The 10,318-nt window shown below is 41.2% G+C and carries 13 protein-coding genes; 10 read left to right on the top strand and 3 right to left on the bottom strand.

The window, feature by feature from the left end:
• Positions 1 to 207 precede the first annotated feature (207 nt).
• A complete protein-coding gene (locus tag V7126_RS22930) occupies positions 208 to 306 on the bottom strand; it encodes a YjcZ family sporulation protein (RefSeq protein ID WP_081605354.1) in 99 nt (32 codons plus the stop codon).
• Positions 307 to 1,027: 721 nt separating this feature from the next.
• Between V7126_RS22930 and V7126_RS22925 the strand changes: the two genes are divergently transcribed.
• From V7126_RS22925 to speG, 7 genes are all read left to right on the top strand, one after another.
• Complete coding sequence (locus tag V7126_RS22925; RefSeq protein WP_231947463.1) at positions 1,028 to 1,621, top strand: hypothetical protein; 594 nt, start codon at positions 1,028 to 1,030, stop codon at positions 1,619 to 1,621.
• A 61-nt stretch (positions 1,622 to 1,682) separates the two neighbouring features.
• Positions 1,683 to 2,918, top strand: coding sequence for an MFS transporter (locus V7126_RS22920; protein WP_175075176.1), 1,236 nt, complete (start codon positions 1,683 to 1,685; stop codon positions 2,916 to 2,918).
• Positions 2,919 to 3,257: 339 nt separating this feature from the next.
• Positions 3,258 to 4,673, top strand: a complete 1,416-nt coding sequence (locus V7126_RS22915; protein WP_438823821.1) for a flavin monoamine oxidase family protein — start codon at positions 3,258 to 3,260, stop codon at positions 4,671 to 4,673.
• Positions 4,674 to 5,021: 348 nt separating this feature from the next.
• Positions 5,022 to 5,612, top strand: a complete 591-nt coding sequence (locus V7126_RS22910; RefSeq protein ID WP_046132792.1) for a TetR family transcriptional regulator — start codon at positions 5,022 to 5,024, stop codon at positions 5,610 to 5,612.
• Positions 5,613 to 5,685: 73 nt separating this feature from the next.
• Entirely contained in the window at positions 5,686 to 6,021 is a 336-nt protein-coding gene (locus tag V7126_RS22905) for a DMT family transporter (RefSeq protein ID WP_046132793.1), read from the top strand.
• Positions 6,021 to 6,335: a DMT family transporter gene (locus tag V7126_RS22900; RefSeq protein WP_046132794.1), complete on the top strand. Its 315-nt coding sequence runs from the start codon at positions 6,021 to 6,023 to the stop codon at positions 6,333 to 6,335. The genes V7126_RS22905 and V7126_RS22900 overlap by 1 nt, the downstream gene beginning before the upstream one ends.
• Positions 6,336 to 6,369: 34 nt before the next feature.
• Complete coding sequence (gene speG / locus V7126_RS22895; RefSeq protein WP_046132795.1) at positions 6,370 to 6,897, top strand: spermidine N1-acetyltransferase; 528 nt, start codon at positions 6,370 to 6,372, stop codon at positions 6,895 to 6,897.
• Positions 6,898 to 6,928: 31 nt separating this feature from the next.
• Here speG and V7126_RS22890 read toward each other — a convergent pair whose 3' ends face one another.
• Together V7126_RS22890 and V7126_RS22885 are read right to left on the bottom strand one after the other, a co-directional pair.
• Positions 6,929 to 7,924, bottom strand: a complete 996-nt coding sequence (locus tag V7126_RS22890; protein ID WP_175075174.1) for an FUSC family protein — start codon at positions 7,922 to 7,924, stop codon at positions 6,929 to 6,931.
• A 104-nt stretch (positions 7,925 to 8,028) separates the two neighbouring features.
• Positions 8,029 to 8,214 carry a DUF4177 domain-containing protein gene (locus V7126_RS22885; protein WP_046132796.1) on the bottom strand — a complete coding sequence of 62 codons (186 nt, stop codon included), beginning with the start codon at positions 8,212 to 8,214 and terminating at the stop codon, positions 8,029 to 8,031.
• Positions 8,215 to 8,369: 155 nt separating this feature from the next.
• Between V7126_RS22885 and resA the strand changes: the two genes are divergently transcribed.
• From resA to V7126_RS22870, 3 genes are all read left to right on the top strand, one after another.
• Positions 8,370 to 8,909 (top strand): thiol-disulfide oxidoreductase ResA, encoded by a 540-nt coding sequence (gene resA / locus V7126_RS22880; RefSeq protein WP_046132797.1) that lies wholly within the window; start codon positions 8,370 to 8,372, stop codon positions 8,907 to 8,909.
• A gap of 129 nt (positions 8,910 to 9,038) precedes the next feature.
• Positions 9,039 to 9,839, top strand: coding sequence for a DUF2935 domain-containing protein (locus tag V7126_RS22875; protein ID WP_046132798.1), 801 nt, complete (start codon positions 9,039 to 9,041; stop codon positions 9,837 to 9,839).
• Between the two features lie 135 nt (positions 9,840 to 9,974).
• A partial coding sequence (locus tag V7126_RS22870; protein ID WP_335499442.1) for a hypothetical protein occupies positions 9,975 to 10,318 on the top strand: 344 nt, incomplete at its 3' end.

Raw genomic sequence — 10,318 nt, 5'->3', positions numbered from 1 at the left:
AGCTGTCTACTTGACAGGGGTCACTCCAATCAAAGGGCCCCTTCTATTTTAAAACAATAACATGGGGAGGGTAAATGAATTCCAACGGATTGATCTGACAGTTCGTTTTGGGAGGAGTGCAGAGGAGGGTAACACCCATAAGAACTGTTAGCCGGAGGGTGTTATTTCTGCACTTCTCAAATTAAATAAAGTTAAGTGCCCATTTGATTAATAAAATCCTCCGCCGACCCAGCTAGCACCGACGATGATCAAGAGAATGAACAGAACAACAATTAAAGCAAAACCTGTTCCGTAACCTCCGCTCATGTAGTTCACCTCCTTGAAGTACTAGTTTATCCTATGCCCGCAGCGAGCAATTGTATAGATCATTTATAAGGGTTTTGAAAAATGGTCGAGTTCATCAATAGAGGGAAGGAGATGACCGGCTGCACAGCCCTGTACGCGCACTTTCATCTTGGTGTTGCTCACACAATGGAAACAAAAGGATTGCTGCGTGAGGGGAAGGGCTTCGATTTCAGCTAACATCCATACAGATTTTTAAGAACAAAAAAGAAAGTCGATTTTTTTTCGCAGATCTGGAAATCGGCTTTCTTTTTATGTTAGACAGTTTGGAGGTTGTCTTTTATTTCTTGCTGGATATCAGAATTTCCTGCAATGATACCGGAAGCTCCCCAATCCAAAGTGATCGGAAATAGCTCTGCCGGCTTCTTTTTGGGGAAGCTTTTTGGATTACGAGTCCGCTATTTGTAAAACCTTCAATTCTTCCCTCACTACAGCGGGATGCTTTTATCCTTGTAATAGATCAATAGTTGGCTAAACGTTTAATTTGATAAGAAGGGCTATATATTTGGTTTAAACTCTCAATATTTAGAATTTAATAGAATGTTTGCTCTCGTTGAAAGATTACAAAAAAATTAGAGAAACAAATGATTTACATTTTGATTTCAGAAAATTGAAATTTATGTTGAAAAGAACGCTCTTTTTGTGTAACATTATATATGCAATAATTTACATTTGAGGGATTAAAATGGGTGTTGTGGCAAATGTTTGTAAAACACCGAAGGTACCATCATTAAAGTCAAAAGCTGAAGCGTTAGCGGTCAGAACACAAGAATCATTGGTAGAAGTTTATCTTGGTGTTATTGAGTTTGATAGAGCAGGCGAATATTATTTTGCAGGTGACAAAATAAAAGCTATTGATGCAGTCAGACAGGGTTTTAAAAAACTAAAGCATGCAAGAAACCTGCTAGTTGAAGTGCAGCATAGGGAGCTTGAAATGCATCCTCATAACACTAAAAAACTTGATACAAAATATGAAGAAATCATGTATGATGAGAAAGAAATGGAAGAAATCTTCAGGATAAGAGTTCGCGGGATTCAAAATGTAATACAATGCATTGATCATTTAACATACCTTAATGCGGAAGAAAAAGCTGTCGAAGCCTTAGAAAACAATGATTTTAACTCGCTATATCATTCGGTTTCTAATTCTGCAAGAGAGTTAATTACAGCTGCTCTTCATCATAATATGACTGTCATCCAACAATCTAAATATACACATGAAACATCAGATGTAATTAAAATACTTTTCCCTGAAGAGGTAAAAACAGCAGCTAATTAAAATACTTAATAAATAGAGGCTATCTTGTAGATAGTCTCTATTCTTAAAGCGAGGGAATAGTTTGAAGCATTCATGGATATTCAAAGGCGATTTTTTTAAACTGTGGTCTGGCACTTTTTTGTCGTTATTAAGCTCTACACTTTTTTATTATTCTTTAATATGGTGGTCTCTAAATGAAACAGATAGCGTCTTAAGTGGAAGTTTAGTAATCGGATTGGGGCTGGGAATATCAATAATACTTTCACCGTTTACCGGCTGGCTGGCAGACAGGTTCCATAGGGGAAGAATAATTGCCCTCTCTGATATCATCATTTCTCTTTTATTTTTCGTTATTGGTATTTTAGCCATTTTTAATTTCACATCCACATTACTATTAATCATTGCTAGAGCATTAATTTCTATCTGTTTGACGGCTATCGAACCAGCTTCACGATCTCTTATTTCTGCTACTCTTGAAAGGGATGTGATTGAAAAAGGGATAGCATTTCAAGAAATATTGAATCAAACTGCTCAGGTTACAGTTCCTATTATCACCGGTGTGTTATTCACTTTTTTTCCTTTCGGATATGTATGGATTTTATGCGGTTGCCTGACTTTTATATCAATTTTTTTGGAGTTTTTGATTAAAGATAAAAGAGGCAGCCAAAGCGAGGTCGCATTTAGCAGAAGGCAAATATTCACCGGATTCACCAACCTAATAAATAATAAACCTTTGAGAAATCTATTGTATGGTACAAGTATACAGCAGCTTTTGTTTAGTGGGTTCCCGATTTATATTGCTGTATGGACTTCTATATTAATTAAAGACAATGAATGGATTGGCGGTATTTTTCAATCAATTTGGGGAATAGGTACACTAGTAGCAGCAATTACTCTTTCTTTTTTGGCAAAGCAAGAACACCTTAAGGTTGTAGCTCCTACGTTGATGTTAATTTTTGGTCTGTTACTTTCTCCTTTAGGATGGGTTACAAATGTCTACATAGGTTTAATTTTACTTATTTTAACTGGCGCTATTAGCGGAGTCGTGAATATTTATCTTGAGGGCTATCTGCAAAGAGTGACCGAAGGAAGTGACAGAGCTAGGTCACTGGGAGCATTTTTTGCTGTGAACAGCTCTTTAATGCCATTGGGATATGCTTTAGCAGGGGTGGTATCAGAAGTTGTAGATAAAAATGTTCTATTCCTGATAATAGCTCTTCCAACACCTTTGGTTTCATTTTTCATTTTAAGATCAGTTCAAATTTGGGAAGGGAAAGTTAAAAAGATCCACGGATCCGAAAAAGCAACTCCATTATAGGCGACCAGAAGAGCCAGTTACTTGTGAAAGCGGTAAGGCTTGTAATTTTTTCACTAAAAATGGTCTCACTCGAAGAATTGAGGACACATTTGCTGAAAGATGGCTCTATGAACCTCTTGCCAATAGAATAGAAATTATAAATTAGCTCTATAATATTGAAAGAAAATTTCCGTTTGGAAAACGATTGTCAGGAGTGAAAAACCTGAAGGGATTCGGAAGTTAATTCAACAGCAAAAAAATTCATTAGATCGTGATAGGCACCCTTTTTGGTGAATATAATGCAATAAATCAAAAAAGAGGGTGCCTCGCAAAGTGAATGCTCGATTAAAGAACAAAGACATGATCGCGATTATTAGAAACGGTCTTCCGGCATCACATCGTCCGAAGCGCATTATTGTCGTTGGTGCCGGGTTGGCCGGGCTTGTGGTAGCGTCTTTGCTAAAGAATGCCGGACACAACGTGACGATTCTGGAAGCGAATGATAGAATCGGAGGACGTGTCTACACTTCGCGGTCCCCCTTTAGTGCCGGATTGTATTTCAATGTCGGGCCGATGCGCATTCCGGATATCCATTCTTTAACTTTGGAATATATTGAAAAATTCAAGCTGCCAACAAATGTATTTTTGAACAGAACTCCAATGGACATCATTTATGCCAACGGCGTTAAAACACGTCTCCGCATTTTTGAAGAAAATCCGGGCATTTTGAGATATCCTGTTGCACCGAATGAACAAGGAAAAACGGCTGAAGAACTGATGCTTTCCGTATTGCAGCCGATCCTCGATTTTATTAATCAAGACCCTGCGAGAAATTGGCGTATTGTCGAAAAACAATACAGGAACCATTCGTTAGGCTCTTTCCTGAATACTTATTTTTCAAGCGGTGCAATCGATATGATCGGCGTACTTTTGGATATGGAAGCGTACATGGGGATGTCCCTTGTTGAAGTATTGCGGGAGTCGATATTCTTCACATCGCCGACTCGCTTCTATGAGATAACAGGCGGCATGGACCTGCTTCCGCAGGCATTTCTTCCTCAGTTAAAAGAAAATATTCTCTTCCATCAAAAAATGGTGAAAATTTCTCAAGATCAAAATAGAGTAACGATCCATTGCATTCATCAGCAGTCGAGGGAACATACAGCGCTCTCAGGCGACCTTGCGATCATCACCATTCCTTTTTCAGCCTTGCGATTTGTAAAAGTTGAACCATTCGGCTCCTTTTCCTACTTTAAACGGAGAGCCATTCGCGAACTCAACTATATAGCCGCAACAAAAACCGGAATTGAGTTTAAGAGTCGATTTTGGGAGAAAGCAGGGCAGCGAGGCGGCAAATCCATAACTGATCTCCCGGTTAGATTTTCGTATTACCCAAGCTTTGGCATCGGATCGAATGGACATGCGGTCGTGTTAGCAAGCTATACATGGGCGGATGAAGCGCTGACATGGGACAGTATGCCAGAAGGAGAGCGCCTCTGGTATACTTTAATGAATTTATCGGAACTCTATGGAGATATCGTGTGGTCTGAGTTTGTGTCCGGCGCTTCATTCAGCTGGAGTCTGAACCCATTTTCCGTCGGGGGATTCACAGCGTTCGAACCAGGACAGGAAATAGAGCTGTATCCTTATATTCCTGTTCCTGAAGGGAGAATCCATTTCGCCGGAGAACACACCTCACGCGCTCACGGATGGATGCAGGGAGCGATTGAATCCGGAATTCGAGTGGCGAATGAAGTGAATCATTTAACTACATAATGCCTATTCGAGATTTCAGAAAATTAAGACGTTCATTCGTTTGAGAGGAACCACAACAGTATAGCCAGCAGAAGGCATTGAATCCGGCGGCTGGCATTTTTTAAATTTAAGAATTGCTCAATCGTAATCTTAAATATTACATAGTTGAGGTGTATGCGATCACGGTTCCAAGCGTTACACTGCTCCGCCGGAACCGGGGGCTTCCGGAGGCGATCTCCCAGCGCGTACAGCGAAACAATGGAATCCCTTAACATATCTCCGACAGCACGTTGAACAAAACAGTTGACACCAAACAACCAATCAACTAAAATGACTGAAAGTCATTCATTTATTAGGGGGGTCTTCAACTTGCCGAAACAAACGTCGGGGAAATACGATAAAATTTTGCAGGCTGCCATTGAAGTCATTTCTGAAAAAGGGCTTGATAAGGCCTCCATTTCGGATATCGTGAAAAGGGCGGGGACCGCACAGGGGACCTTTTATTTATATTTCTCATCGAAAAACGCCTTGATCCCGGCTATTGCAGAGAACCTTCTGACGCATACGCTGGATAAGATTAAAAGCAAAATTAACGGCACCGAGCATTTCTGGACGGTTTTGGAGATTCTGATCGATGAGACATTCAATATTACAAATGCTCATAAGGATATTATCGTTCTTTGCTATTCAGGTCTTGCCATCGACCATTCCATGGAGAAATGGGAAGCGATTTATCAGCCGTACTATAAGTGGCTTGAGGGAATTATCGGGAAAGCGGCCGAAAACGGCGAGATTATTCGCGATATCAACGTAAGGTGGACGGCGAGAACGATTATTAACTTTGTTGAGAATACGGCGGAACGGTATTACATTGGGGCTGAAAAAGATGAAGATATCGAAGTTTTCAAGAACGAGATCTTTGCATTTTTAAAAAGAAGCTTAGCTGAACATAAAAAATGATGGTTTTTTGCCGATCATTTTTTCTTGCCCTAAAAATGACTGACGTTCATTCACAAAACTGGGGGTGTTACAAATGAGTTGGCTGATCGTTATAATTGCAGGTTTTCTTGAGGTGGTCTGGGCTTCTGCACTTAAACATGCTGATAGTTTTTTAGATTGGCTGATCATTCTATTGTTGATTGCGGTCAGTTTTCTACTTTTGATTTATTCCTATAGAAAAATTCCGATGGCTTCCGCTTACACCGTATTCGTAGGAATTGGAACGGCCGGTACGTATTTGACGGGAATTTTTTTAGGAGAATCTTTTTCCGGAGGCCAAATGTTCTTTTTAGCTTTGCTGCTTGCGGGCATTGTCGGAATGAAGATTTTCACGAAAGAAAAAAACGCCAGGTCAGGAGGTGAACATTGATGGCATGGTTGTTGCTTTGCCTTGCCGGCGTTGAGGAAGTGATTGCGGCTGTAGCAATGAAATATATTGATGGTACAAGAAAGAAATGGCCGATCATCGTGATGACGCTGGGCTTTGCTTTGTCATTTTATTGCCTTTCAAAAGCGATGCAGGTTCTTCCTTCAGGCGTTGCGTATGCAGTCTGGACCGGGATTGGCAGCATCGGCGTGACTGCGGTCAGCTTTGTTTGGTTTAAGGAACGGTTTCGCTTATCACAATTGATTTCACTTTGTCTGATCATCGCCGGGGTCATCGGCCTCCGGCTCACGTCTTGATGATAAGATTTTAAAAAATTTGGAGGATATTTACATGGATAATCAGTTAAAATTGCGTGCGTTGGAAAGAGAAGATTTGCCGTTTGTGCACCGCCTCAATAATGATGCGAAGATCATGTCTTATTGGTTTGAAGAACCTTATGAAACGTTCGTCGAGCTGCAGGATTTATTTGATAAGCATATTCATGACCAAAGCGAACGACGTTTTATCGTGGAGAAAGATACAGAAATGATCGGTTTGGTGGAACTGGTCGAGATTGATTATATTCACAGGAGAGCAGAGTTTCAAATTATTATTGATCCTGAACATCAAGGCAAAGGCTATTCGGCCGGTGCAACCTTTTTGGCGATGAATTACGCGTTTTCCGTCTTAAATTTGCACAAACTTTATTTAATCGTCGATGAAGAAAACAAAAAGGCCATTCATCTTTATAAAAAATGCGGTTTCTCAATCGAAAGCGAGCTGCAGGATGAATTTTTCGTAGACGGCTTTTATCATAATGCGATCAGAATGTGCATTTTTCAGAAGGAATTTTTAGCGATCAAACAACGTAAATCGTGACGGCTGATGTCCGGCTGGACCGGCTTGTATCTTAATTGTGATTGACAGCATCTAAAAAGTTCTTCGTTTCTTGATATATAGCAATCGGATAGATGTTCGGAGCAAGCTGAGGGGATATTCCTGCCAGGCGTTCAGGGTTCAAATCCTGAGATAACGGAAATATCTTCTTTTGGCTGTTTTTGAATGCCTGGCCGATGATATCGATCTGCTCTGCCCACGCCGACCGGTCGTCTGAAGACATAAGACCGGAGGCGCCCCATTCCAAAAACGTTTTGATTGTGTTTGACAAATATGTATATCCTTCCGTAAGATCTTTCATTTCCCGTTCGTAAGCATTGAGTTTTTGCCTGTTTTTTTCGCCGGCAGGAATAAATTTTACGCTGTCTGATGCATGGCGCAAAGCTTTTTTGGTTTGGTGGAGCTCTTTTAATAATGCATCGGTTTCTTTTTGAAGGTTTTCTCCTTTTGCTTTTTGACATCCGGCTTTGATCCAGGACGATACGTCCATAAAAGCGGTATTGATTTTAATTGAAAACTGGCGCATTGATTCTGAAGCATACTTTGTCAAATTAGGCGGGTAAATTATATGAATCAATATGGCTACGGCCACTCCGATCACGGTATCGATGATCCGGTCGAATGCATAATGATTTGACTGCGCCAACGAAAAAACAAATAAAATGGTGATCGCCGCTTGGTGCAGCCCGACTTGATCTAATTTCAGCCATTTTGAGATCCATAACCCATACACTAATAAAGCGCCTAAAACCCAGCCGTTGTGGGGAACGAACGAGACAATATAAGCGGTCAAAAGGACTCCGATGACTGTACCGGCGATTCGTTTGAGTGAAAACTTGACGGTTTTGCCTACTGTTCCATGGAGACATAAAATGACGGAAAGCGGGGCCAAGTATGGATGATTCGATCCAAACGCTTTTGCGATTTCCCATGATAATGCCGAGGCAGCCGCCATCTTCCAAATGAGCATTGTTTTAAGTTCAGAATCCCACTTCTTTTTTCTATCCATGTTGTTTGATGTTCCCTTTTTGTGAAATATAGGTATATTTTTGTTCTATTTTTCGCTTTTTATGTGGGGTTTCTTTTTGGAATTGTCAATGCCCAGTCACCGGACTAGGCATCCCTTTCAAAGATTAACTCAAAATAAGCCGCAGATCCGTAACCGGCCGTGCTTGGGGCGAAAATTTGAACAAAACGCCATCCTTTGCCGGCGTAATCGCGAATGATTTGCTGGTAATCTTCCTTTGGTTTTCTGTTGAACGAGCTCAGCTCGACTCTTACAAATTCGTATTCTTTCATTTTTGAAACCTCCTTGACAGTTACATACGTATTTCAGGTGCGAAAGTTTCATCAAACAGACAAAACAGCTTTTTGCAGAAAATGAAGGGATTTACACATATTGCATCAAATTATTATGGTAGATTTTGATGATGTATAACGAAGGAGAAAATACAATGAAAACAAAGAAGCGGCTTTTGTTTAAGACCATGATTCTCGTCCTTTTCATTTCGGCAGCATGGTTCGCTCTTTACCAGCAGTTCGCTGTAAGCGATGACAGGAGGGAAAGCGCGGAGCTTTACCAGCCGGCTCCGAACTTTACATTACCTAAGGTGAACGGTGGAAAAGTAAACCTGAAAGAGCTGAAAGGCAAGGCGGTCGTCGTGAACTTTTGGGGTTCCTGGTGCGGACCGTGCAAAAGGGAAATGCCGGTTATTCAAAAAGCCTATTCCCGTTATAAAGGGGAAGATCTTGAAATCGTTGCCGTGAATGTTCAAGAATCAGAAGCTGTCGTAAAACGTTTTATAGACAGTTACAGCTTAACCTTTCCCGTCGCTCTTGATAAAAAGGCTGAAGTTTACCGGTCCTGGGAGATTTTTAGCCTGCCGACAACGTTTTTCATTGATTCAGAAGGCGACATCATGCGCGCTTATGAAGGAGAAATGTCATCCGGCAAGCTCCATCAATGGATAGACGAATTGCTGAAGAGAGGTTAAGGATCCGGCTGCGGCCTGTAGCGGGCGTGTTACAGTCATGCGCAGCAGCAAGGGCCTGTGCCTTGATCATAATTGAAGCATTCGCCGAATAGCCATAATGAAGAATGGTTATGAAAGGGAGGCGCGATGTTGAAAACATATCAGGAAACAGCGGTCTTTGAGCACAAATTCTGGCTTCAGGTGTTGGGGGATCACGCCCGTTTTATTCTTGATTCGTTGGCTGAGAGAGAGAGGGGGGACATTGAGCAGGCGAAGCGGTTCAAGCAAGCGTTTGATGTGCTGTTGAAGAAAGTCAACGCGTCGTCTGATTTGTATTCGCTGACGATGGAAGCGGAGGAATATGCGCTGAGTTTCAGAAAGTTCAAGCTTTCTATCATTAAAAGGCATTTAACCGGCGATATTAAAATTCATCTTTCTCCAACTTTTATTAATCATATGGTAAATGAGCTTGAAGAATATTTGCTTGTCATGAAATATTTGAAAAGAAAAGAAGTTCCGCCTACCTTTCACGAACTGCACCATCATATGCTGTGGCTGATGGATGCTGCCGGACACGCGGGAGCGATCAGCGATGATCTCGACGGAGTGGAAAAACGCTTGAAAAAAAAGAGCAGGGGATTTGAGAAGCATTTTGAACAGTTTTATTTGAAGTCTGTGGAGCTTACCGGTTATTTAAGAGCCAATGTTGAATCGTTTCCGGCTCTTAGAAAAATGAATGAGGACGTTAAGCTTGAAATCGATTTATTCCGCACTTTTCTCCACGAGATAGAGGAATTGGAGTTGTCCGATCAGGTGCTCGGTACATTTTCAGCGCTTATGGCAGACCATATGATGAGGGAAGAATGCTACTACTTAATGAAAATCGCGGAATCGACAAATACGCAAAAACCTGCATGTGATCCCGCAAAGCCGCGTCTGCAGGAAAATTAAAGCGTACGTCAGTATGCTTTTTTTATGACTGCATTTTGTTAAAGAAATCCATTTTGTTTCCGATGAACAAAATAGGACAGCAATTTGCGACATGAAAAGGAAAATATTAAGAGATGGAAAGGAGAGTATCCCATCATGCTGCGAAAACAAAAATGGCTGGCGCTTTTTCTGATTGTCTTTTTCGCTCTGGCGGGTGCTGATTCTGCATTAGCTGAAACGCCTTCGGGAAAAGACAAAGCCATGTATGTATGGGATGTCCGGCAGGAAATTAATACGCTGGACAACCGGAACAAGCTGATCAGCTTTGCCTTGCAAAAAGGGGTCAATTTGATGTATGTCATGACAGGAGATTACCTGAAAACTGATCCGTATAAATATGAAATGCTGAATGCTGCAGCTGCTCAAAACGGAATCAAGGTTTACGCATTAAACGGCGATAAATCGTGGGGGCAGCGTCAAAATGAAGCGCTAAACCAGAT

This window comes from Bacillus sp. JJ675, from assembly GCF_036963165.1.
Classification (GTDB): Bacteria; Bacillota; Bacilli; order Bacillales; family Bacillaceae; genus Bacillus; species Bacillus glycinifermentans.
Note: the sequence above shows the minus strand (reverse complement) of the source record. Positions and strands in the feature narration are given on the sequence as shown.

Coding starts and splice junctions, on each gene's coding strand:
- V7126_RS22930 (WP_081605354.1), bottom strand. CDS start 306: ATGAGCGGAGGTTACGGAACAGGTTTTGCTTTAATTGTTGTTCTGTTC.
- V7126_RS22925 (WP_231947463.1), top strand. CDS start 1,028: ATGGGTGTTGTGGCAAATGTTTGTAAAACACCGAAGGTACCATCATTA.
- V7126_RS22915 (WP_438823821.1), top strand. CDS start 3,258: ATGATCGCGATTATTAGAAACGGTCTTCCGGCATCACATCGTCCGAAG.
- V7126_RS22905 (WP_046132793.1), top strand. CDS start 5,686: ATGAGTTGGCTGATCGTTATAATTGCAGGTTTTCTTGAGGTGGTCTGG.
- V7126_RS22900 (WP_046132794.1), top strand. CDS start 6,021: ATGGCATGGTTGTTGCTTTGCCTTGCCGGCGTTGAGGAAGTGATTGCG.
- speG (WP_046132795.1), top strand. CDS start 6,370: ATGGATAATCAGTTAAAATTGCGTGCGTTGGAAAGAGAAGATTTGCCG.
- V7126_RS22890 (WP_175075174.1), bottom strand. CDS start 7,924: ATGGATAGAAAAAAGAAGTGGGATTCTGAACTTAAAACAATGCTCATT.
- V7126_RS22885 (WP_046132796.1), bottom strand. CDS start 8,214: ATGAAAGAATACGAATTTGTAAGAGTCGAGCTGAGCTCGTTCAACAGA.
- resA (WP_046132797.1), top strand. CDS start 8,370: ATGAAAACAAAGAAGCGGCTTTTGTTTAAGACCATGATTCTCGTCCTT.